General features: G+C 63.7%; 19 protein-coding genes (1 of these 19 only partly in view). 13 read left to right on the top strand and 6 right to left on the bottom strand.

All coding sequences use genetic code 11. From position 1 onward, the window contains the following. Window positions 1-2: 2 nt before the first annotated feature. Entirely contained in the window at window positions 3-488 is a 486-nt protein-coding gene (locus D3242_RS17920; protein WP_038649901.1) for a MarR family winged helix-turn-helix transcriptional regulator, read from the bottom strand. Window positions 489-605: 117 nt separating this feature from the next. Here D3242_RS17920 and D3242_RS17915 point away from each other — a divergent pair, with 117 nt between their 5' ends. Further along, on the top strand, window positions 606-1,514 hold the full coding sequence (locus tag D3242_RS17915) for a DMT family transporter (protein ID WP_064980981.1): 909 nt from the start codon (window positions 606-608) through the stop codon (window positions 1,512-1,514). 6 nt (window positions 1,515-1,520) lie between these two features. On the opposite strand, the gene D3242_RS17910 is transcribed toward D3242_RS17915, so the two are convergent. Then, entirely contained in the window at window positions 1,521-2,117 is a 597-nt protein-coding gene (locus D3242_RS17910) for a winged helix DNA-binding protein (protein WP_064981685.1), read from the bottom strand. A gap of 111 nt (window positions 2,118-2,228) precedes the next feature. Here D3242_RS17910 and D3242_RS17905 point away from each other — a divergent pair, with 111 nt between their 5' ends. Continuing rightward, entirely contained in the window at window positions 2,229-3,353 is a 1,125-nt protein-coding gene (locus tag D3242_RS17905) for an LLM class flavin-dependent oxidoreductase (protein WP_064980979.1), read from the top strand. A gap of 24 nt (window positions 3,354-3,377) precedes the next feature. Beyond that, complete coding sequence (locus D3242_RS17900; protein ID WP_064981684.1) at window positions 3,378-3,878, top strand: flavin reductase family protein; 501 nt, start codon at window positions 3,378-3,380, stop codon at window positions 3,876-3,878. Between the two features lie 12 nt (window positions 3,879-3,890). On the opposite strand, the gene ubiG is transcribed toward D3242_RS17900, so the two are convergent. Beyond that, a complete protein-coding gene (ubiG, locus tag D3242_RS17895) occupies window positions 3,891-4,640 on the bottom strand; it encodes a bifunctional 2-polyprenyl-6-hydroxyphenol methylase/3-demethylubiquinol 3-O-methyltransferase UbiG (protein ID WP_038649897.1) in 750 nt (249 codons plus the stop codon). Between the two features lie 182 nt (window positions 4,641-4,822). Here ubiG and D3242_RS17890 point away from each other — a divergent pair, with 182 nt between their 5' ends. Beyond that, window positions 4,823-5,392: a putative glycolipid-binding domain-containing protein gene (locus D3242_RS17890; RefSeq protein WP_064980977.1), complete on the top strand. Its 570-nt coding sequence runs from the start codon at window positions 4,823-4,825 to the stop codon at window positions 5,390-5,392. Window positions 5,393-5,410: 18 nt separating this feature from the next. Here D3242_RS17890 and D3242_RS17885 read toward each other — a convergent pair whose 3' ends face one another. After that, entirely contained in the window at window positions 5,411-7,249 is a 1,839-nt protein-coding gene (locus D3242_RS17885) for a CHASE3 domain-containing protein (RefSeq protein WP_020629050.1), read from the bottom strand. A gap of 247 nt (window positions 7,250-7,496) precedes the next feature. On the opposite strand from D3242_RS17885, the gene D3242_RS17880 reads away from it, so the two are divergent. The 8 genes from D3242_RS17880 to D3242_RS17845 all read left to right on the top strand — a co-directional run bounded on the left by D3242_RS17880 (window position 7,497) and on the right by D3242_RS17845 (window position 19,240). Further along, complete coding sequence (locus D3242_RS17880) at window positions 7,497-8,750, top strand: aspartate kinase (protein ID WP_064980976.1); 1,254 nt, start codon at window positions 7,497-7,499, stop codon at window positions 8,748-8,750. 81 nt (window positions 8,751-8,831) lie between these two features. Continuing rightward, window positions 8,832-11,102: a phosphoenolpyruvate--protein phosphotransferase gene (ptsP, locus tag D3242_RS17875; RefSeq protein WP_064980974.1), complete on the top strand. Its 2,271-nt coding sequence runs from the start codon at window positions 8,832-8,834 to the stop codon at window positions 11,100-11,102. 9 nt (window positions 11,103-11,111) lie between these two features. Continuing rightward, the gene (gene prfA, locus D3242_RS17870) at window positions 11,112-12,191 is read left to right on the top strand and encodes a peptide chain release factor 1 (protein WP_019861344.1); all 1,080 of its coding nucleotides are present in this window, start codon (window positions 11,112-11,114) and stop codon (window positions 12,189-12,191) included. Further along, the gene (gene prmC, locus D3242_RS17865; RefSeq protein ID WP_064980973.1) at window positions 12,184-13,056 is read left to right on the top strand and encodes a peptide chain release factor N(5)-glutamine methyltransferase; all 873 of its coding nucleotides are present in this window, start codon (window positions 12,184-12,186) and stop codon (window positions 13,054-13,056) included. Before prfA ends, prmC begins: the two co-directional genes overlap by 8 nt. A 310-nt stretch (window positions 13,057-13,366) precedes the next feature. Continuing rightward, window positions 13,367-14,329 (top strand): DUF4167 domain-containing protein, encoded by a 963-nt coding sequence (locus tag D3242_RS17860; RefSeq protein ID WP_064980971.1) that lies wholly within the window; start codon window positions 13,367-13,369, stop codon window positions 14,327-14,329. A 220-nt stretch (window positions 14,330-14,549) separates the two neighbouring features. Continuing rightward, window positions 14,550-17,156, top strand: a complete 2,607-nt coding sequence (clpB, locus tag D3242_RS17855; protein WP_038649884.1) for an ATP-dependent chaperone ClpB — start codon at window positions 14,550-14,552, stop codon at window positions 17,154-17,156. 60 nt (window positions 17,157-17,216) lie between these two features. Beyond that, complete coding sequence (locus tag D3242_RS17850; protein ID WP_019861340.1) at window positions 17,217-17,579, top strand: MmcQ/YjbR family DNA-binding protein; 363 nt, start codon at window positions 17,217-17,219, stop codon at window positions 17,577-17,579. Between the two features lie 149 nt (window positions 17,580-17,728). Further along, a complete protein-coding gene (locus tag D3242_RS17845) occupies window positions 17,729-19,240 on the top strand; it encodes a L,D-transpeptidase family protein (protein WP_064980969.1) in 1,512 nt (503 codons plus the stop codon). Here D3242_RS17845 and D3242_RS17840 read toward each other — a convergent pair. Next, window positions 19,214-19,846 (bottom strand): TMEM175 family protein, encoded by a 633-nt coding sequence (locus D3242_RS17840; RefSeq protein ID WP_019861338.1) that lies wholly within the window; start codon window positions 19,844-19,846, stop codon window positions 19,214-19,216. The two genes, D3242_RS17845 and D3242_RS17840, sit on opposite strands and share 27 nt — an antisense overlap. A 152-nt stretch (window positions 19,847-19,998) precedes the next feature. Here D3242_RS17840 and D3242_RS17835 point away from each other — a divergent pair, with 152 nt between their 5' ends. Continuing rightward, on the top strand, window positions 19,999-21,573 hold the full coding sequence (locus D3242_RS17835) for an MFS transporter (protein WP_038649874.1): 1,575 nt from the start codon (window positions 19,999-20,001) through the stop codon (window positions 21,571-21,573). A 150-nt stretch (window positions 21,574-21,723) separates the two neighbouring features. Here the strand turns inward: D3242_RS17835 and D3242_RS17830 are convergent, their stop codons facing one another. Then, on the bottom strand, window positions 21,724-21,964 hold the end of the coding sequence (locus D3242_RS17830) for a M23 family metallopeptidase (protein WP_027047418.1). 1,730 nt of this gene lie beyond the right edge of the window; 241 of the gene's 1,971 nt are visible here — the last part of the coding sequence; the start codon falls outside the window, past its right edge; its stop codon occupies window positions 21,724-21,726.

Below are 21,964 nucleotides of genomic sequence, written 5' to 3'. Positions count from 1 at the left end.
GTTCAGCTCACGCTGCCTATCAATTTCTCAAGCAGGTGCGAGAGCGTTTCCCGTTCCGCTGGCGTCAGGCCCGCAAGAATCTCGTGCTCGTTGGCGACATGAGCGGTCAGGGCCTCGTCGATCAAGGCGAGACCCTTCTCGGTAAGCTGCACGACGATGCCGCGCCGGTCGTTGGGGTGCGGGCCGCGCAGGATCAATCCGGCTTTTTCCAACCGGTCGAGCCTATTGGTCATGGCCCCGGATGTCACCATGGTCGCTTCATAGAGATCTGTCGGCGTCAGTGCGTAAGGTGAGCCTGAGCGGCGCAGCGTTGCCAGCACGTCGAACTCGCCGGCTTGCAACCCGAAACGGGCAAACAGCGGCGCCAAGCGATCACGCGCGATCAACGACGAGGCTTCGTTCAATCGCCCGAGCACGCCCATCGGCGAGACATCAAGGTCCGGCCGCTCCCGTTTCCACTGTTCGATCGCCTTTGCCGCGCGATCCATCTGTCTCACCGTTAAATATCTTGATGTTAAGAATCTTTGTGTTATCTTATCTCAAGGTACAGCACCGGCCAAGCGCCGCAAGTGCCAAATTTCACGATTGAGTGACGGGACCATCCGATGAAATTTCTCTGGGATTCGGCGCTCGGCCTGCTGGTCGTCACCGGCGGCCTGCTCGGCCTGACACTGCCCTTCGGCAAGCTCGCCACGGCAGCCGGCGTGCCGGCCATGGTCTGGGCCTTCGTCATCTCGCTCGGCGCCGGCGGCGTGCTTTTGTGCGCACTTTTGCTGCGCGGCCAGCGTATCCGGCTCACCGCGCACAAGCTGCGCTATTTCTTCGTCACGGCGGCCGTGTCCTATGCCCTCCCCAATCTCTTGATGTTCTCGGCCATACCGCATCTGGGCGCCGGCTATACCGGCATCATGTTCACGTTGTCGCCCGTCGTCACGCTGGTGTTCTCGATCCTGCTGCGCGTCCGGCGCCCGAACATGCTGGGCATATCAGGCATCGCCGTCGGTTTCGTCGGCGCCGTGATGGTGGCGGCGACGCGCGGCGAGGCCGGCCAGCCGGCCGATCTTTTCTGGGTGGTGATAGGGCTGCTGATCCCTGTCAGCCTTGCAGCCGGCAATATCTACCGCACCGTCGACTGGCCGGAAGGCACCGGCCCGATCGAGCTTGCCGTCGGCAGCCATCTGGCGGCGGCGACGCTGCTGCTCGCCGGCATTCTCGCTCTGTTCGGCATCAAGGCCTTCGCGCCGCTCGGCGGCGTTCCGCTGGTCGTCATCGCGCAGGTTGCGTCGGCGTCGGCGATGTTTGCCTTCTTCTTCCGGCTGCAGGCGGTCGGCGGCCCGGTCTATCTCAGCCAGATCGGCTATGTGGCGGCCGCGGTTGGGCTGTTTGCCGGCACGATCTTCCTTGGCGAGCACTATCAGCTGCTGACCTGGGCCGGCGCCGCCATCATCACCGCCGGCGTCTTCATCACCACGAAGGCGCAGAGCCAGGCCGTCGCGAAGCCGCAGCCCGCGTAAACGTCGTCAAAGTTTTCCGCCGCCGTCGGCGTCGCCGCCGGGCTCCGGCCTTGGATGCCGGCGGCGGTGCGTGGCGGCGGCCCGCGCCGCCTGCTCGTAGATGCCGGTCATCAGTTCGAGCGTGCGCGCGACATCTTCGAGCTTGTCGGCCATTTCGGGAATGCGCGTCACGGCATCGATAAGCAGGACGGAGCGGATGTCGGCATAGCGCTCGGTCACGCGATGCCCGAGCGGCGTCACTTCGTAGGTGACGCCTGACCTGCCGCTGCCGGTGCGGGTGATCAAACCGCCCTTCAGCAGTTTGCGCAGGCTGTACTGGATGTTGGGGATGTCGTCGCGGTTGGTCATCTGGGCAAGATCGCGCACGCTTTTCGGGCGGTCGTTCATGCGGATGATGTGGAGCAGTGCGTTCTCGGGTCCGCTGGCGGAAAACTCGATCACCGTAGCGAGGCATTCAGCCTGCCAATGGCCGAATGCCTCGTAGGAGCGCATCAGCGCGTATTCGACTTCGGTGACGTCGATCTCCAGCGGCGTGCGCGCCAGATGCCAGCCGCGATCCAGCAACTCGGCCTGTGTTTCCAAAGATTTGCGCCGTTCGTTCATCTGCCTGTCCCCTGCCATCAGCATGCGCTGATCCCGGTGATTGCGTCCACATGAATTTATGATAGACTTTCTATTATAAATTATAAGCAAAAAATGAGGAGAACACCGCCAATGAGCATGCTCGACAAGACCGCGCCTCACGCGCAGCCCTTCTTTCTCGGCACTTTCGCGTCCAATTGTTCCGGCGGCATGACCGTCACCAAGGTTCCCGAGCGCTGGGCCAGTTCCTGGGACAACAATCTGCGGCTGGCGCATCTGCTCGACGAGGCCGGCATCGACTTCATGCTGCCGATCGCACGCTGGATCGGTTATGGCGGCGAGACCAATTTCCACGGCAACGTGCTGGAGACGATCACCTGGGCGGCCGGGCTTCTGGCGCTCACCCGCAACATCACGGTTTTCGCCACCACCCATACCGCGGCCAACCATCCCGTGGTCGTTGCCAAGCAACTGGCGACCATCGACCAGATCAGCCGCGGCCGCATCGGACTCAACATCGTCGCCGGCTGGAACAAGCCGGAATATGAGGCACTTGGGCTGACGCTGCCCGATGACCATGTCACGCGCTACGGCTATGCCCAGGAATGGTTCGATATTGTCCAGGCGCTGTGGGAGCGCACGGAAGCCTTCGTCTGGGACGGCACCTGGTTCAAACTCAAGAATGTGCTTGGGGACCCGCGTCCGTCGTCACGGCCGCCGATCCTCAATGCCGCCGGGTCGGAGGAGGGCCGCAAATTCGCGGTCCGCAACGCCGATTTCCTGTTTACGCCGGCGATCGACCTGGCGCGCTCCAAGGACGAGATCATTGCGCTGAAGGAGCAGGCGAGGGCCGCCGGCAGCGATGTCGACGTGCTGACCTTTGCCCATGTCGTCTGCCGCCCGACCGAAAAGGAGGCCACGGACTATCTCGAACATTTCGGCCGCGCCAATGCCGACTGGGCGGCGGTCGACAATCTGGTCCGGCTGCAATTCGCCCATGCGCAGTCGTTCCCGCATGATCTCCTGGCGCTCATTCGCGACCGCATGGCGGCCGGCCATGGCGGCTTCCCGCTCACCGGCACGCCCGAGCAGGTCGCCGACGGGATCACCGCCTTGCATGCGGCAGGCTTTCGCGGCTCGACATTGTCCTTCGTCGATTATGTCGAGGAATTCCCCTATTTTCGCGACACCGTGCTACCCATTCTCGAAGAGAGAGGCATTCGCATCGCACCGGCCGCGATGCGGTCGGCGGCTTAGCAAAGAGGCGACGAGGCAATGTCCATGACAGAAGCTCCGGTCAGCGTCGCCGACTTCCGCGCCGCCATGCGGCTCATCGTCGGCAATGTCAGCGTCATCACCGCCGGTGCCGGCGACGACCGGTCCGGCCTTGTCGTCATTTCGGTGGTCTCGCTGTCGGCCGAACCGCCCAAGGTGATCGCTTGCGTCAACCGATCGTCATCGACCTGGCCGGTTATCGAGCGCTACCGGCATTTCGGCGTCAATTCGCTGGGGCCTCAGCATCAAGCCGTGGCGGAGCGTTTCTCCGGCTTTGGCGGCATCAAGGGCAAGGACCGCTATGACGGCGCCGAATGGGTGACGCTTAAGACCGGAGCCGCGCTGCTTTATGACGCCGTGGCCGCCTTCGACTGCAGCCTCGACGAGATGATCGACCGCGGCACGCATTCCATCGTGATCGGCTCGGTCGAGGCGGTGCGCACCCGCGATGCCGGCCAGGCGCTGATCTATTGGCGGGGCTGCTACCGACCCCTCAGCACTGAATAGCGTAAGAGCGGATCAGACGGATCCCTTCTCCGCCAGCACCATGTAGTTGACGTCCATGTCCTTCGATCGCGCCCAGCGGTCGGCAAGCGGATTGTAGGTGACCCCGGTGCGGTCGATGATCGTCAGGCCGGCGCCGCCTAGCGCCTTCTCCAGTTCTTCCGGGCGCACCAGCTTGCCGAACTGGTGGGTGCCGCGCGGCAGCCAGCGCAGCACATATTCAGCACCGATGATGGCGAGACCCAGCGCCTTCAGCGTGCGGTTGATGGTGGCCACGAACATGATGCCGCCGGGCCGGACCATCTGCCCGCATTTGGCGACGAACAGATCGATGTCGGCGACGTGCTCGACCACTTCCATGTTGAGGATGACGTCGAATGTCTCGCCGGCGTCGGCAAGATCCTCGGCCGTCGTGGCTCGGTAGTCGACGATCACATTGCCTTCGGCTGCGTGCAGTTTCGCCACTTCGATGTTTGTCTCGGAGGCGTCCGCTCCCACGACCTCGGCGCCAAGCCGCGCCATCGGCTCGCACAAAAGACCGCCGCCGCAGCCGATATCGAGGATGCGCAGCCCCTCGAACGGCCGCGCGGCACGCGGGTCACGGCCGAAGCGCGTCGCTATCTGGTCGCGGATATAGGAAAGCCGGACCGGATTGAATTTGTGCAGCGGACGAAACTTGCCGTTCGGGTTCCACCATTCGGCGGCAAGGGCGGAAAAGCGTTCCACTTCTCCGGCATCGATCGTCGATCGTCGGGGTTCTGGCATTGGTTGGTCTCCTCGAACGCTAGGAAGTCGGGCGTGGAGGCGGGAAAGTCAAGGCAACAATTTTCCTCTGCCGACAGGGCGGAGCATCCTGTCAGGGCATGTCAGCTGTCGCGTACGGCGGTGAAACACAATTGGCCCGGCGGGCGAATGAAGGGCATCGTTTGGATTCGAAGGAGTGCACGATGAAGGTCATGACGGCTTCGATCCTTAGGCGCAGGCTGGATGTGGAAGGCCACGACGCCTGCCTGCTGTCGCAAGGCGATGGCGGGCACAGCCTCCAGGGACAAGCCATCTTCGTCCAGGACGGCAAGCCATGCTGCCTTGCCTATGAGGTGATTTGCAACGCCGGCTGGCGCACGCGATCGGCGCGAGTCGACGGTTTTCTCGGCATGCGCAAGCTGCACTATGCCATTGAACGACGTGCCGACGGCGAGTGGACGCTGAACGGCGAGCCACAGCGGGACGTCACCGGCCTTGTCGATGTCGACCTCGGCTTCACGCCGGCATCGAACCTGTTGGCGATCCGGCGGTTCGACCTCGGTGTCGGCGAGACGACGCCCGCTCCAGCCGCCTATCTGAGCTTTCCAACATTCGAGATGGTGCTTCTCGAGCAAAGCTATCGGCGTCTCGACGAGACCCGCTACGCCTACACCGCGCCCATGTTCGGTTATGAAGAGATCCTTGGTGTCTCGCCGCACGGCTTCGTCGTCGACTATCCCGGCCTGTGGACAAACGTGGCTGCCTCAGGCTGAAGGAAGTCCCGGCGCGGCCTATTTCGCGTCCAGCACGTCGCGCAGCTTGGCTTCGAGTTGCTCGATGGTGAACGGCTTGGCCAGGAAGTGAACGTCATGGTCGAGCACGCCGTTATGGACGACGGCATTCCTGGTGAAACCGGTGGTGAAGATGACCTTCAGGCCGGGTTGGCGTGCGACCGCCTCCTCGGCGAGCTTGCGGCCGTTCATCGCAGGCATGACGATATCCGTGAAAAGCAGGGCGATGCCCGATGTCGCCGCCAGCTTCTGAAGGGCCTCCTGGCCACTTCCAACGTGGATGACCGTATAGCCGAGTTCGCGCATGGCGTCTGTCGTGGCGGCCCGCACGCGGGCGTCGTCCTCGACGACGAGGATCGTCTCGGTGACCTTGACGGTGCTCTTGCCGCGCCCGGCGGGTGCCGCCGGCTCCTCCGGTCCGAAAAACCGGGGCAGATAGATCCTTATCGTCGTGCCTTGGCCCGGTTCGGAGTAGATCTTGACGTGGCCGCCCGACTGCTTGACGAAGCCGAACACCTGGCTCAGCCCAAGTCCCGTGCCCTTGTTGACCGGCTTGGTCGTGAAGAAGGGTTCGAAGGCCTTGGCGATGACCTCGGGCGACATGCCGGTGCCGGTGTCGGTGACCGCGATCATCACATATTGGCCTGGCGTGACTTCGGCATGTGTCGCGGCATAGGCGTCGTCGAGGTGGCTGTTGGCGGTCTCGATGGTCAACTTGCCGTCATTGTCCATGGCGTCACGGGCGTTGACGGCAAGGTTGAGGATGGCGTTCTCGATCTGGCTGGGGTCGGCGTGGGTTTTCCACAGGCCGGCCGCCAGCACGGTTTCGACGCGTATGCCCTCGCCCAGCGCACGGTGGAGAAGGTCGGACATGCCGGTCACCAGCCGGTTGGTATCGACCACCTGCGGCGCAAGCGGCTGCAAGCGCGAGAAGGCGAGCAGCCGGGAGGTCAAATTGGCGGCACGGCCGGCTGCATCCGTCGCAGCCTCGACGAATTTCTCGATGTCATTCTCGCCACGCTTCAGCTTGCGCTGGGCAAGGTTCATGGCGCTGAGGATGACCGCCAGCATGTTGTTGAAATCGTGGGCGATGCCGCCTGTCAGTTGGCCGACCGCCTCCATCTTCTGCATCTGGCGGATCTGGGATTCGGCCTTCTCGCGCGTGTTGATCTCGTTGCCGAGCTCGATGTTCTTGCGCATCAGCTCTTCCTGGGCGGTGGCGACCTCGCGGAAGCGGCGGCGGGATTGGCGGATCGTGTAGGCACCGAGCAGGAAGATCGCGACGAGGGCCGCAAGCGAACCGACACGCAGCCAGGCCTCGACCTGGTCCGTGTGCTCGTCGCGCGCTGCGATGTCGGCGGCGCCGATGCGCCGGATGGTGTCCATGCTGGCGCGGATCTCGTCCATGGCGGCCTTGCCCTGGCCGCCGCGGACGAGTTCCAGCGCCTTCGACGCATCGCCCTTGTCGTAGAGGGCGATCGTCTCGGACAGTTCAGCCTGTTTTTGCGCCAGCGCGTCCTTGATGTGGCTGATCTGCGGGGCGAGCTGATCGTTGGATGATGTCATGGCATCGATGCGGGCAAGTTGCCCCGGGATTGCATCGACAGCCTTCTGGTACGGTTCGAGATAGGATTTCTCGCCGGTCAGCAGATAGCCGCGCTGGCCGGCCTCGGCATCCTGCGCCAATGAAAGCAGCCCTGAAAGCTGCTGCTGGTATTCAATTGTCTCGCGCGCGGCGGCACGATTGGCCCTTTGTCCCTCGACCAGCAGGGCACGGGTGCCGACGATCAATGCCAGCACGGCGAAGCCGGCGACAAGCGGCAGCGATTGCAACCGCATGGCGCGCCGAAGACGAGCAATCATCTGTTATGCCGAACCAAAAGGAATTCCCCGCGGGCAGCATTTGGTAAGCGGCGCGGACCCGGATGGCAATATGCCGTCTTGTTGAAGCCGGCATTCCGCTGCCAGCCTTGCGAAACCCAAAGCATTTGGCTAAGGAGGCCGCGCATTCAGCGGCCGGCGCCAGCCGGGCGCTTTCCTTCGTTTTCGGCTCCAGGCCGGCTTCAGTCAAAGGCATTTCGCTTCCATGGCGCGTATCGTGATGAAATTCGGCGGAACCTCCGTCGCCGACATCGCCCGCATCCGCAATGTGGCGCGTCACGTCAAACGCGAGGTCGACGCCGGCCATGAGGTGGCGGTGGTCGTCTCGGCAATGGCCGGCAAGACCAATGAACTGGTCGGCTGGACGCGCGAGGCCTCGCCGATGCACGACGCACGCGAATATGACGCGGTCGTCGCTTCCGGCGAGCAAGTCACCGCGGGTCTGCTGGCCATCACCTTGCAGAACATGGGCGTGCACGCCCGTTCCTGGCAGGGCTGGCAGATCCCGATCAAGACCGACAACGCGCATGGCGCGGCGCGCATCCTCGACATTGATGGCGCCTTCCTGATCAAGCGCTTCGGCGAGGGCCAGGTGGCCGTCATCGCCGGCTTCCAGGGCATCGGGCCGGACAACCGCATCGCGACCCTCGGCCGTGGCGGTTCCGACACCAGCGCGGTCGCCATCGCCGCTGCGGTCAAGGCCGACCGCTGCGACATCTACACCGATGTCGACGGGGTCTACACCACCGACCCGCGCATCGAGCCCAAGGCGCGGCGGCTGGCCAGGATCTCGTTCGAGGAAATGCTTGAAATGGCCTCGCTCGGCGCCAAGGTTCTGCAGGTGCGTTCGGTCGAGCTTGCCATGGTGCACAGGGTGCGTACCTTCGTGCGGTCGTCCTTCGACGATCCCGATGCGCCCGGAATGGGGGATTTGCTCAATCCTCCGGGAACGCTCATTTGCGACGAGGAAGAGATCGTGGAACAGCAGGTCGTCACCGGAATTGCCTACGCCAAGGACGAGGCCCAGATTTCGCTGCGCCGCGTCGGCGACCGCCCTGGCGTCGCCGCCGGCATTTTCGGGCCGCTGGCCGAGGCCAACATCAATGTCGACATGATCGTCCAGAACATTTCCGAGGACGGCAAGTTCACCGACATGACCTTCACCGTGCCTTCGGGTGACGTCGACAAGGCGCTGGCCGTGCTCGACCGGCTGAAGGCCGAGGTCGGCTACGATGTCGTGCAGTCGGAAGCCGGCATGTCGAAGGTTTCGGTCATCGGCATCGGCATGAGGAGCCACGCCGGTGTCGCCGCCACCGCTTTCAAGGCGCTGGCCGAGAAGGCGATCAATATCCGAGCCATCACCACCTCCGAGATCAAGATTTCGATACTGATCGACGGTCCGTACACCGAACTTGCGGTTCGCACTTTGCATTCCGTCTACGGTCTGGATAAGCAGTAGCAAGACTGAATCAGTTGTTGCGCGCATGCCGGCAGCGGCGGAAACTGCGCCGGCAAGTGTTTCATTGGAGAAAAAGCCGCGATGCGTGACCAGGCCAGTGGCCCGCGCGTTTTGCTGAAACGGCTCCGCGAGCTCATGCAAGAGCCGCTGGAGCCGCAGGAGCGGCTTGACCGGATCGTGCGCGACATCGCTTCCAACATGGTTGCGGAAGTCTGCTCGCTCTATGTGCTGCGCGCCGATTCGGTGCTTGAGCTCTACGCCACCGAGGGTCTGAACCCGAACGCCGTCCACCTGGCGCAGTTGCGGCTCGGGCAAGGCCTTGTCGGCACCATCGCCGCCAGTGCGCGGCCGCTCAATCTTTCCAATGCGCAGGAGCATCCGGCCTTCGCCTACCTGCCGGAGACCGGTGAAGAGATCTACAATTCCTTCCTCGGCGTGCCGGTGCTCAGGGCAGGGCGCACGTTGGGCGTCCTGGTCGTGCAGAACAAGACCATGCGCCACTATCGCGACGACGAGGTCGAGGCGCTGGAAACCACCGCCATGGTCATCGCCGAGATGATCGCCACCGGCGATCTGGCGCGGCTGACGCGGCCGGGCCTCGAACTCGATCTGCGCCGGCCGGTCAGTTTCACCGGCCTGTCCTTCAACGACGGCGTCGGGCTTGGCCATGTCGTGCTGCACGAGCCGCGCATCGTCGTCACCAATCTGTTCAACGAGGACAGCGAGGAAGAGGTCCGGCGGCTGGAAAGCTCGCTCGGCTCGCTGCGGCTCTCCATCGACGACATGCTGGAGCGCCGCGACGTCGCCTTCGAGGGCGAGCATCGCCAGGTGCTGGAAGCCTACCGCATGTTCGCCAATGACCGTGGCTGGGTGCGCCGGCTGGAAGAGGCCATCCGCAACGGCCTGACGGCCGAAGCGGCCGTGGAAAAGGTGCAGAGCGACATGCGCGCCCGCATGCTGCACATGACCGATCCCTATCTGCGCGAGCGGATGAGCGATTTCGACGACCTCGCCAACCGGCTCTTGCGCCAGCTGATGGGCCGCGGACCGGAAGACGTCGCGGCCTCGCTGCCGAAGGACGCCATCATCGTCGCCCGCTCGATGGGCGCGGCCGAGCTGCTGGACTATCCCAGGGAAAAAATGCGCGGGCTGGTGCTCGAGGATGGTGCTGCCACCAGCCATGTCGTCATCGTCGCGCGCGCCATGGGCATCCCGGTCGCCGGCCAGATGAAGGGTGCCGTTTCCATGGCGGAAAACGGCGATGCCATCATCGTCGACGGCGAGGAAGGCACGATCCATCTGCGGCCGCAGTCCGATCTCGAAGCCGCCTATGCCGAAAAGGTGCGGTTTCGCGCGCGCCGGCAAGAGGTCTATCGCGAGCTGCGCAAGAAGCCGTCGACGACCAGGGACGGCGTGCAGGTCGATCTCCTGATGAATGCCGGGCTTGCCGTCGACCTGCCGCAACTGGCCGAGTCCGGCGCTGCCGGCATCGGCCTGTTCCGCACCGAACTGCAATTCATGGTCGCCTCGACCTTTCCGCGCGCCGAGGCGCAGGAGAAGCTCTATCGCGACGTGCTCGAGGCCGCGCGCGGCAAACCTGTCACCTTCCGCACCATCGACATCGGCGGCGACAAGGTGCTGCCGTACTTCAAGGGCGCCATCCAGGAAGAAAACCCGGCGCTCGGCTGGCGGGCGATCCGGCTAACGCTCGACCGGCCCGGGTTGCTGCGCACCCAGATCCGCGCCCTGCTGAAGGCCAGCGGCGGGCGCGAGCTCAAGCTGATGCTGCCGATGGTGACCGAGCTTGGCGAGATCGCCCAGGCGCGCGAGATCATCGACCGCGAGGTGCGGCATCTGTCGCGTTTCGCCCATCATCTGCCGACCAGCCTCAAGCTGGGCGCGATGCTGGAAGTGCCGTCGCTGCTGTTCCAGCTCGACGAATTGATGAAGGCGGTCGATTTCGTCTCGGTCGGCTCGAACGATCTGTTCCAGTTCGTCATGGCGGTCGACCGCAGCAACACGCAACTGGCCAACCGCTTCGACACGCTGTCGGCGCCGTTCCTGCGCGTGCTCAAGCAGATCGCCGATGCCGGCATCCGCAACCACACGCCGGTGACGCTGTGCGGCGAACTCGCCGGCAAGCCGATCTCGGCGATGGCGCTGATCGGTCTGGGCTTCCGTTCGATCTCGATGTCGCCGGCCTCGATCGGCCCGGTCAAGGCGATGCTGACGGAACTGCCGCTGGATGAGCTGACGGCGTTCTTCGACGACAATCTGATGGCGCCGGCGCAGGGGTTGCCGATGCGGGCGCTGCTGCAGGCCTTCGCCGACGACCGCTCGATTCCGTTGTAGCGCCCCATCATGGTCAATCTGCCCCGCGATCGTATGGATCAAGTCGTCAAGCGTTTCGAGATGCTCGAAGCGCAGATGTCGGCCGGCCCGGCGCCGGACGCCTATGTGAAGATGGCATCGGAATATGCCGAGCTGCAGGACATGGTGGCCAAGGTCAGGCAATTGCGCTCGGCCGAGCATGAGCAGGCCGACCTTGAGGCAATGCTTGCCGACAAGGGCACCGACGCCGAGATGCGGGCGCTCGCCGAGGCGGACCTGCCCGGCGTGGAGGAGCGTATCGAAACGCTGCAGAAGGATATCCAGATCCTGCTTCTGCCCAAGGACGCCGCCGACGACAAGAATGCCATCCTCGAAATCCGTGCCGGTACCGGCGGTGACGAGGCTGCGCTCTTCGCCGGCGACCTGTTTCGCATGTATGAGCGCTATGCCGCCGAACGCGGCTGGCGGTTCGAGACGGTGTCTGCCAGCGACGGCGATGCAGGCGGGTTCAAGGAAATCATCGCCACCGTTTCGGGCAAGGGCGTGTTTGCCCATCTGAAATTCGAATCCGGCGTGCATCGCGTGCAACGCGTGCCGGCGACCGAGGCAAGTGGGCGCATTCACACCTCGGCGGCGACCGTCGCCGTGCTGCCGGAAGCGGAAGAGGTCGACATCGAAATCCGCGCCGAAGATATCCGCATCGATACGATGCGCGCTTCGGGCTCCGGTGGCCAGCATGTCAACACCACCGATTCGGCGGTGCGCATCACCCATTTGCCGACGGGCATCATGGTGGTGCAGGCGGAGAAATCGCAGCATCAGAACCGGGCAAAGGCCATGCAGATCCTGCGTGCCCGGCTCTATGATCTGGAGCGCAGCAAGGCGGACGAGGAACGCTCGGAATCGCGTAAATCGCAGGTCGGCTCCGGTGACCGTTCGGAGCGCATCCGCACCTATAATTTCCCGCAGGGCCGCGTCACCGACCATCGCATCAACCTGACGCTCTACAAGCTCGACCGGGTGATGATGGGCGAGCTCGACGAAATTGTCGACGCGCTGATCGCCGATTACCAGTCGAAGCTGCTGGCCGATATCGGCCTCGATGGCTGACCCTCTGCCCGAGGCGCTGGGGCCGCTGCTGCGGGAAGCGCGGGCCAGACTTGCCATGGCCGGGGTCGATGATCCGGCGCTCGATGCGCGGCTGATCGTCGAACATTTTTCCGGCACGACGCGCACGCAGGCCATTGCCGACCCTGAACGCTCGATGGACGGCAATGCCATCGCCGCGATCGAAGCCGCCTTAAGGCGCCGGGCTGGTGGTGAACCGGTGCATCGCATCCTCGGCTACCGCGAATTCTACGGTTTGCGGCTGTCGCTGTCGCCGGAAACGCTCGAGCCGAGGCCGGATACAGAAACGCTGGTCGAGGCGGTGCTGCCTTTTGTCGAGGCGACGGCCGCGCGCGAAGGGACCTGCCGCATCCTTGATCTCGGTACCGGGACGGGAGCCATCGCGCTGGCGCTGCTGAGTGCCGTGCCGGCCGCGACCGCCACCGGTGTCGACATTTCCGCCGGCGCGCTGGCGACGGCAGCCCGCAACGCCGGGGAACTCGGGCTTGGCCGCCGGTTCACGACGGTGCAGTCGGACTGGTTCGAAAAAGTTTCCGGCCGATACCATGTAATTGCCGCAAACCCTCCCTATATAGCTTTACGAGACATTGGAAATCTGCAGGACGAGGTCCGCGATTTCGACCCACACCTAGCCTTGGATGGCGGCGTGGATGGGCTGAACCCCTACAGGATCATCGCCGCCGAGGCGGCCCGGTTTCTAGAAGCCGAAAGCAGGATTGCGGTCGAGATCGGCCATACGCAACGCAACGAGGTTACGGATATATTCAAGGCGGCTGGTTATGCATTGGCTGCTGCCTTACGTGATCTCGGCGGAAACGACAGGGTTCTTGTCTTTCAATGGGGATAAGCCTTGACGCAGCGCGAAAAAACCGCTTGGCAATACCGGGGAATGCGGCTAGGGTCGCCTCAACCGGATGAGACGAAGCAGGCAGTGCTCTTAGCGATTCGGTCCTCCTTGGAAATAGCTGCCTTCTTGCGCAAACGACGCCCAAGCTTCGTGCGGGAATCGTCCGGCAAGTGATGTAACCGGAACAGGATGGCACGTGGCGCCAACGCAATTGATGCGGGCGAACGCCGGTGAAGAAACGAAACGGCTGGCTGCATGAGCGCCTCCGTTCGTAACGAGTTTTCGAAAATTTCAAGATGAAGAGAGTCGAATGAGGCCACAACAGCAGAACAGGCGCATGCGCGGTCGCAACAACAATGGCGGCGGCGGTGGCAACAACAATAACAACAACAACCGCAAGGGCCCTAATCCCCTGACGCGCAACTACGAGAGCAACGGCCCGGATGTGAAGATCCGTGGATCGGCTCAGCAGATCGCCGAGAAATACGCTACCCTGGCCCGTGACGCGCAAAGCTCCGGCGACCGGGTCATGGCGGAGAACTATCTCCAGCACGCCGAACACTACAATCGCATCATTGCCGCCGCGCAGGCGCAGATGCCGATCCAGAACGTCCAGCAGAACCGCGACGATTTCGACGATGACGGCGATGAAGATCGCGACGATTTCGACAATGCCGGCAACAATGGCGCCGGCAATGGCGGCAACACAGTTTCCGATCCGCAAATTCCTGTCATCAACCATGGCGCCGGTCCCCAGCCAGTGATCGAGGGCATGCCGGCCGAGGTCGCACTGAACCGTGACGGCCGCGACAATCGTGACAATAGCGGGCGCGATAATAACGGGCGCAACAATGGCGGCCGCGACAACAATGGTGGGCGTCACCGCGATCGCCGCCCCAATGGCGGCTATGGCCAGAATGGCCAGCGCGATTATGCCTCGTCGACCGAGCAAGGCGGCCAGCAGCAGCGCAACGAGGCGCCGGCACAGGCGGAGGTGCAGGTTGAGCCCGGTTCGCCGGTCGAGGCCGTTGCGGCTGCTGAGCAGGCTCCGCTGTTCGAGAGTTTTTCGCCGGCGGCTCTTGCCGCCCAGGCCGAGCTTAACGAGGCTGCCGCCGAGAGCGGTGCCGCCCGTCGCCCGCGCCGTCCGCGCCGCCCGCGCACCAATGCCGAGCAGGTCGACAGCGGTGGCGACAATGCGGATGCCGGCGAGGCGGCCGCGGCCCCGGCCGATAGCGGCAATGCCGAGCCGGTGATCGTCGACATCGACAACTGATCGAACGGCATTTCAAGGCGTTGAACGGCGGAGAGAAATCTCCGCCGTTTTCGTTTCGGCTGACGTGGAATATTATGCATTGACCGACATCAAGGCGTCTTGAGACGGCATGGCCTATGCACCATATCTCGGCTGAACGGGATCCGGCTCGAATGGGCGGGTCCGTCACCGCAATCTGATCCGGTGCCGCAAAGCGGGCCGGTGATGGAAGGAGACAGATATGAACCTTGAGAAGTACTCCGAGCGCGTGCGCGGCTTCATCCAGTCCGCGCAGACCATGGCGCTCTCCCGCAATCACCAGCAATTCACCCCCGAACACATTTTGAAGGTGCTCGTCGACGATGACGAGGGCCTGGCCGCGTCGCTGATCGAGCGCGCCGGCGGCAATGTCCGCGATGTCAAGCTCGGCGTCGAGACGGCGCTTGAGGCGATGCCGAAGGTCGAAGGCGGCAACGGCCAGCTCTATCTGGCGCAGCCGCTGGCCAAGGTGTTCTCGACGGCGGAAGAACTGGCCAAGAAGGCCGGCGACAGCTTCGTCACGGTCGAGCGGCTGCTGCAGGCGCTCACCATGGAAAAGTCGTCCAAGACCGCCGACATACTGGCAAAGGCCGGCGTCACCGCGCAGGCGCTTAACCAGGTCATCAACGATGTCCGCAAGGGCCGCACCGCCGATTCGGCGAGTGCAGAGCAAGGCTATGACGCGCTGAAGAAATACGCGCGCGACCTGACGGCGGATGCCCGCGCGGGCAAGCTCGACCCAGTGATTGGCCGTGACGACGAGATTCGCCGCACCATCCAGGTGCTGTCGCGCCGCACCAAGAACAATCCTGTGCTGATCGGCGAGCCGGGCGTCGGCAAGACGGCGATCGCCGAAGGCTTGGCGCTGCGCATCGTCAATGGCGATGTGCCGGAATCGCTGAAGGACAAGCAGCTGATGGCGCTCGACATGGGCGCACTCATCGCCGGCGCCAAATATCGCGGCGAGTTCGAGGAGCGGCTGAAGGCCGTGCTTTCCGAAGTCACCTCTGCCGCAGGCGGGATCATCCTGTTCATCGACGAGATGCATACGCTGGTCGGTGCCGGCAAGGCGGATGGCGCGATGGATGCGTCGAACCTGTTGAAGCCGGCGCTGGCGCGCGGTGAGCTGCACTGCGTCGGCGCGACCACGCTCGATGAATACAGAAAACATGTCGAGAAGGATCCCGCCCTCGCCCGCCGTTTCCAGCCGGTCTTTGTCGACGAGCCGACGGTGGAGGATACCGTCTCGATCCTGCGTGGCCTGAAGGAAAAATACGAGCAGCACCATAAGGTGCGTATCTCGGACTCGGCGCTGGTGGCGGCGGCGACGCTGTCCAACCGCTATATCGCCGACCGCTTCCTGCCGGACAAGGCGATCGACCTGGTCGACGAAGCCGCTTCGCGGCTGAGGATGCAGGTCGATTCCAAGCCCGAGGCGCTGGACGAGATCGACCGCCGCATCATGCAGCTCAAGATCGAGCGCGAGGCGCTGAAGGTCGAGACGGACGATGCCTCGAAGGACCGGCTTGCCCGCCTGGAGAAGGAGCTTGTCGGCCTCGAGGAGGAATCGACCGAGATCACAACCAAGTGGCAGGCCGAGAAACAGAAACTCGGGCTTGCGGCCGACTTGAAGAAGCAGCTCGACGAGGCACGCAACGAGCTTGCCATTGCCCAGCGCAAGGGCGAGTTCCAGCGCGCCGGCGAGCTAGCCTATGGCAAGATCCCGGAACTCGAGAAGAAGCTGAAGGAAGCCGAAGCCCAGGACGGCAAGGCCGGCATGGTCGAGGAAGTGGTCACCCCCGACCACGTCGCCCATATCGTCTCGCGCTGGACCGGCATTCCGGTCGACAAGATGCTGCAGGGCGAACGTGACAAGCTGCTGCGCATGGAAGACGAGATCGGCAAGCGGGTCGTCGGCCAGGGCGAGGCGGTGCAAGCCGTTTCCAAGGCGGTGCGGCGCGCCCGTGCCGGGCTGCAGGATCCGAACCGGCCGATCGGCTCGTTCATCTTCCTGGGACCGACGGGCGTTGGCAAGACCGAACTGACCAAGGCGCTGGCAAGCTTCCTGTTCGATGACGACAGCGCCATGGTGCGCATCGACATGTCGGAGTTCATGGAGAAGCACTCGGTCGCCCGGCTGATCGGCGCACCTCCCGGCTATGTCGGCTATGAGGAAGGCGGCGCGCTGACCGAAGCGGTGCGGCGCCGGCCCTATCAGGTCGTGCTGTTCGACGAGATCGAGAAGGCGCATCCCGATGTGTTCAACGTGCTCTTGCAGGTGCTCGACGACGGCCGGCTCACCGACGGGCAGGGCCGCACGGTCGATTTCCGCAACACGCTGATCATCATGACGTCGAACCTCGGCGCCGAATACCTGGTCAATCTCGGCGAGGACCAGGATGTCGACGCCGTGCGCGACGAGGTGATGGGCGTGGTCAGGGCATCGTTCCGGCCGGAATTCCTCAACCGCGTCGACGAGGTGATCCTGTTCCACCGGCTGCGCCGCAAGGACATGGACCGCATCGTCGAGATCCAGCTCAAGCGGCTGGAAAGCCTGCTCGTCGATCGCAAGATCACGCTGTCGCTGGATCATGAGGCGATCGAGTGGCTGGCGGCCAAGGGCTACGATCCGGCCTATGGCGCGCGGCCGCTGAAGCGGGTGATGCAGAAGGAACTCCAGGATCCGCTGGCGGAGAAGATCCTGCTCGGCGAGATTCTAGACGGTTCGACCGTCAAGGTCACGTCCGGTTCCGACCGGCTGAACTTCCGCTCGAAGCCGACGGTCGTCGCGACCGAAGCGGCGGCCTGATTTCAACGCCGCGCGTCCACCCTGGACGCGCGGCGTTTTCATATTGAGGGTGGGGGGCGGATGACGCTGGACGACTACAACGGCTTCTGCGCCTCATTGCCCGCGGCAAACCACGTCATCCAGTGGGGCGGTGCCCATGTCTGGAAGGTCGGGGCCAAGGTGTTTGCGATCGGCGGCTGGGATCAAGGCCAGCAGCTCTTCGTCACCTTCAAATGCTCCGACATCGCCTATGATGTGCTGAAGGAGCAGCCGGGCTTGCGGCCCGCGCCCTACCTTGCCTCGCGCGGCATGAAGTGGATCCAGCGTCGGACAAGCCAGAGCATGGATGATGCCGCGCTGAAGGACTATTTGCGCGAGAGCCATCGCCTTGTCGCCCTGAAGCTGACCAAGCAGGCGCGCAAGGAATTGGGGCTCGCGAGCTAGCGAGTATTCGTCGGTACGCCGAAAAACCGCCATCTTCATGCCCGGTTCATATTGGAACCATAGGGTGGGGTAACTGGTTTGCTGGCGAAGGGGTTCGCCCAGTGAACAATGCCGGGCGGCGGCAATTACGGACCGGAGAGTTGGCCACGATGTTCCGCACGATCTTTGCCCTTTCGGCGCTCGCCACCGGGCTTGTGACTTTCGGTGCGCTCGCCGCGCCGACGCAGGACAGTGCACCAAGGGTTGCCCGCGCCGCCAATGATGGCGGCATTCTTGTGGCCCAGGACGGAAATCTGGACATCTACTACGACGCGCGTGGCAACCGTGTCATCGTCGATGCCGACACCGGCAAGGTCATCGCCATACAGCCGCCGCAGACACGGCTTGACCGGCGCGCGCTGCGCCGCGAGACAAGGCTGCGCGAATTGGGCCGTGCCCCTGCCGATGATGATCGCTACTATCTCGATGATCCCGAGGACATGGCCCGCTTCCGCCGCAAGCAGTTGGAAGAGGAAGGCCGGGTCATCCCGCCGCCGGCGGATGAATACGACCCCAATGGCGACAATTCGGTCGAAGCCTATCCGCCGGCGCCGCAGGACGACGGCAATTACGACAACAGCTATCCCGATGCACCGGCAAGGCCGGGCACCATCAAGCGCCAGCCGCTGAACGAGGCCGCGATAGACCCTGCGCAGCCCGACGTAGAGCAGGTCAATCCGGATACGCAGGCTTCCCTGCCGCCGGATACTGGCGGCAAGGCCGCCGTCGATCCGTCGCTGTCGCTCGGCGTGCGCCAGGACGTGGCGGCGCTGCAGGTGCTGCTCGACCGCGGCGGCGCTTCGCCGGGCGTGATCGACGGGCGTTTTGGCTCGAATGTCGATAAGGCCCTGGCCGCCTATAACCAGATCACCGGCAGCAATCTGAAATCGACGGACACAGTCGGCATCCAGGCGGCGCTCGCGCAATCGGGCGGCGATGCTTTCGCCAGCTACACCATCACAGCGCAAGATGCTGCTGGCCCCTATGTCGCCTCGATCCCGGAAGATTACGGCCAGAAGGCACAGCTCAACTGCATGTGCTACACCTCCGTCACGGAGGCGCTGGCGGAGCGCTTCCACATGGACGAGAACTATCTCAAGTCGATCAACAAGGGTCTCGACTTCAATCGCCCCGGCACGATCATCAAGGTCGCCAATTTCGGCAAGTTGGTGTCAACGCCAGTGGCGCGCATCGTCGCCGACAAGACCAAGAAGGAAGTGTACGCCTATGATGCCGGCGGCAAGCTGGTCGCTGCCTATCCCGCGACCATCGGCTCTGCCGACACGCCGTCGCCCACCGGCATCCACGCCGTGTCGCGCATCGCGCTCGACCCGAACTACACCTACAATCCGAACATCAACTTCAAGCAGGGCCAGAACGACAAGATCCTGACCATTCCGCCAGGCCCCAACGGCCCCGTCGGCTCGGTGTGGATCGCCCTGGACAAGCCGACTTACGGCATCCACGGAACGCCCGAGCCGTCGAAGATCGGCAAGACCGAAAGCCATGGCTGCGTTCGCCTGACCAACTGGGACGCGCGCGAACTCGCCAAGCTGGTGTCGCCAGGCGTCACCGTGGAGTTTGTCGGCGGACCTTCAGCCGATGACTTTGCGCAGCAATGAGCCGCGCAGCGCGGTGGCATAGATCAGCTGCACCACCAGGATGAAGCCGACGCTGAGCAATGGCGTGACCAGGCAGAGTAGCGCACCGATCGCCCACAGGATCTGTGCCTTGACGATGCGCAGATAGACCGTGCGCTTCGTTTCGGCATCGACGTCTTCGGCGACAAAGCCGTTCTTTTCCGCGTAGCGCCAGCTGGCGAACAGCGTGACGCCGAGCATCAGCAGGTTGAGCCAGTAGACCAGCACCGCGGTCCTGAATTCGAGGAAGTCCGCCAGAAGGTCGGTCGAGAACGGCAAGAGCGCAATGAAGGCGAGAAAGCAGAGATTCAGCGTGGCAAGCCGCCTGTCGGATTTGGCTATCAGCCCGTGCTGAGCCTGCTGGCCGAACCAGAAGATGGTCAGCGTCAGGAAGCTCAAGGCATAAGTCAGGAAGCGCGGTGCCAGTGCGGCAATGGCGACCAGCAGATCGTGCTCGGAATGCACGGTCTCATGCGCCGGCACCCTGATCTCGAGCACGATGAGCGTGAGCGCGATGGCAAAGACGCCGTCGGTGATGCCGACAATGCGGCCGCGTCCCTCCGCCGACGCTTCAAGTGGTCGTTTCATCAATTTTCCCCGGCTGCCGTCTTCCGGAAAACTTAGCATGACTGCCGGCGTTTGCATCGATACAGGACGCATCCTGGCCAATTGGCTGGTTTCAAGGACTGCAAGCTGCTGGCCGGTTGTTGCCGGTGCGCTCGGGGTCTAAGCAAGGTGCCATGCATTCGCCAAATGAAGCTGCCGCCGCCCCGCTGACCAGCCCGGTCACAAACGGAACCTTTTGTCCGCAATCACAACGGCGATTCGTCTTGATCGCGGCGATCCTGGCCTCCGCGCTTGGCTTCATCGACGGCTCTATCCTGGCCATCGCCATGCCGGCGATCCGTGTCAACCTCGGCGCCAGCCTTGCCGAGGCGCAGTGGATCTCCAATGCCTATGCATTGACGCTTTCGGCGCTGATCCTTGCCGGCGGCGCCGCCGGCGACCGGTTCGGGCTGCGCCGTGCCTTCGTGGCCGGCATCGCGCTGTTCATCGTTGCCTCGCTCGCCTGTGCGCTGGCGCCGAATGCCGTCGTGCTGATCGCGTTTCGCGCTGTCCAGGGTATTGGTGCTGCGATCATGGTGCCGGGGAGCCTCGCCATCATCGCCAAGGCCTATCCGAAAAAGGAGCGGGGCCGTGCAATCGGCATCTGGGCGGCCGCCTCGGCGCTGACCACAGCCCTTGGGCCGGTGCTCGGCGGCCTTGTGCTGTCGGCTTTCGGCGACGGCATCTGGCGGGCGATCTTCGCCGTCAACCTGCCGCTCGGCCTGATCTCGATCTACCTGCTGCTCGTCAAGATTCCGGCCGATGCGGCGACGGAAAAACGCAGCCTCGACCTCGGCGGTGGCGCGCTCGCGACATTGGCGTTCGGCGCACTCGCCTATGGGCTGACCTCGATGAGTTCGAGCGGCGAGGGCCATATGGCGGGGCCGAGCATTGCCGCCGGCGCGGTGCTGCTTGTCGTCTTCATCCTGTTCGAACTACGCCAGCGCGAGCCGATGATAGACCTCAGCCTGTTTCGCATCGGCGCTTTTGCCGGTGCCAATGTGGCGACCTTCTTCCTCTATTTCGCACTGTCGGCCAATCTTTTCTATCTGCCGATGCTGCTGATCGCCGGCTGGGGACTGAGCACGGCCGAGGTCGGCTTCATCTTCCTGCCGTTGTCGGCATCGATCGCCCTTCTGTCGGGACCCGTCGGCCAGTTGTCGGACCGGATCGGACCGCGTTTCCCGATCGCCTGCGGCAGCCTGATCGTGGCTCTCGCCTTCGCCGGACTTGCCTTGCTCAGCCGTGCCGGCATCCACCATTTCTGGACCGGAATATTTCCGCTGATGGCGCTGATGGGCCTCGGCATGGCGCTGGTCGTCTCACCACTGTCCACCGCGATCATGACGGCGGTGGAAGACAAGGATACAGGGGCTGCCTCCGGCATCAACAATGCCGTCTCGCGCATTGGCGGCCTGATCGCGGTGGCGGCAATGGGCTCGCTTGCCACCTGGGTCTATTCAACGATGCTCGACACCAGGGTCAGGCCGGGCATTCCAGGTTTTGGCGAACCGGTATCGACAGGCCTGCCGCCCGAACTTGAAGCAACACGCCTTGCTGCCAGCGACATGGCCTTTTCAGCCATATCCTTGACGACGGCCGTGCTCTGCCTGCTTGCCGCGATCATCGCCTGGATGACCGTTTCGGGTCAGGCGCTGCCCTGGCCGCGCCGCGCCGATGAATCGTCAACAGATTCGTCGCGAAACTGATTCGCCGATGCCGGATTGGTCAAGGTTCAGAGCAATTCCTGGAGAAGCGCGAGCGGTTTTCCCGGGTAGGCGCGTAGCGCTTTCCCTCGGGATTGCGTCAAAACAAAGAGTTAGAGAGGTTCGCCGTTTCCGGGAAGCGGTGAAATCGATCTAGCCGTCGATCTTGGCGCTCGCGACCTTCAGCGAATTGCCTTCTTCCTGCTTCAGCAGGTCATCGATGCGCTCGCGCTCGCGCTTGAAGGCGACGAGGTCGTCGCCCTTCAACACCTTGCCGACCGGCAGCCGAACACGCATCGAATCGACTTTGGTGCCGTTGACGATCAGCTCGTAGTGGAGATGCGGACCGGTGGAAAGACCGGTCTGGCCGAGATAGCCAATGACCTGGCCCTGG

This window comes from Mesorhizobium jarvisii, assembly GCF_003601985.1.
GTDB lineage: Bacteria > Pseudomonadota > Alphaproteobacteria > Rhizobiales > Rhizobiaceae > Mesorhizobium > Mesorhizobium jarvisii.
This window is presented reverse-complemented; position numbering and strand designations above follow the sequence as displayed.

What these genes read in the sequence shown, in the direction of transcription:
- D3242_RS17920 (WP_038649901.1), bottom strand. Translation starts at nt 488, where the DNA reads ATGGATCGCGCGGCAAAGGCGATCGAACAGTGGAAACGGGAGCGGCCG.
- D3242_RS17915 (WP_064980981.1), top strand. Translation starts at nt 606, where the DNA reads ATGAAATTTCTCTGGGATTCGGCGCTCGGCCTGCTGGTCGTCACCGGC.
- D3242_RS17910 (WP_064981685.1), bottom strand. Translation starts at nt 2,117, where the DNA reads ATGAACGAACGGCGCAAATCTTTGGAAACACAGGCCGAGTTGCTGGAT.
- D3242_RS17905 (WP_064980979.1), top strand. Translation starts at nt 2,229, where the DNA reads ATGAGCATGCTCGACAAGACCGCGCCTCACGCGCAGCCCTTCTTTCTC.
- D3242_RS17900 (WP_064981684.1), top strand. Translation starts at nt 3,378, where the DNA reads ATGACAGAAGCTCCGGTCAGCGTCGCCGACTTCCGCGCCGCCATGCGG.
- ubiG (WP_038649897.1), bottom strand. Translation starts at nt 4,640, where the DNA reads ATGCCAGAACCCCGACGATCGACGATCGATGCCGGAGAAGTGGAACGC.
- D3242_RS17890 (WP_064980977.1), top strand. Translation starts at nt 4,823, where the DNA reads ATGAAGGTCATGACGGCTTCGATCCTTAGGCGCAGGCTGGATGTGGAA.
- D3242_RS17885 (WP_020629050.1), bottom strand. Translation starts at nt 7,249, where the DNA reads ATGCGGTTGCAATCGCTGCCGCTTGTCGCCGGCTTCGCCGTGCTGGCA.
- D3242_RS17880 (WP_064980976.1), top strand. Translation starts at nt 7,497, where the DNA reads ATGGCGCGTATCGTGATGAAATTCGGCGGAACCTCCGTCGCCGACATC.
- ptsP (WP_064980974.1), top strand. Translation starts at nt 8,832, where the DNA reads ATGCGTGACCAGGCCAGTGGCCCGCGCGTTTTGCTGAAACGGCTCCGC.
- prfA (WP_019861344.1), top strand. Translation starts at nt 11,112, where the DNA reads ATGGTCAATCTGCCCCGCGATCGTATGGATCAAGTCGTCAAGCGTTTC.
- prmC (WP_064980973.1), top strand. Translation starts at nt 12,184, where the DNA reads ATGGCTGACCCTCTGCCCGAGGCGCTGGGGCCGCTGCTGCGGGAAGCG.
- D3242_RS17860 (WP_064980971.1), top strand. Translation starts at nt 13,367, where the DNA reads ATGAGGCCACAACAGCAGAACAGGCGCATGCGCGGTCGCAACAACAAT.
- clpB (WP_038649884.1), top strand. Translation starts at nt 14,550, where the DNA reads ATGAACCTTGAGAAGTACTCCGAGCGCGTGCGCGGCTTCATCCAGTCC.
- D3242_RS17850 (WP_019861340.1), top strand. Translation starts at nt 17,217, where the DNA reads ATGACGCTGGACGACTACAACGGCTTCTGCGCCTCATTGCCCGCGGCA.
- D3242_RS17845 (WP_064980969.1), top strand. Translation starts at nt 17,729, where the DNA reads ATGTTCCGCACGATCTTTGCCCTTTCGGCGCTCGCCACCGGGCTTGTG.
- D3242_RS17840 (WP_019861338.1), bottom strand. Translation starts at nt 19,846, where the DNA reads ATGAAACGACCACTTGAAGCGTCGGCGGAGGGACGCGGCCGCATTGTC.
- D3242_RS17835 (WP_038649874.1), top strand. Translation starts at nt 19,999, where the DNA reads ATGCATTCGCCAAATGAAGCTGCCGCCGCCCCGCTGACCAGCCCGGTC.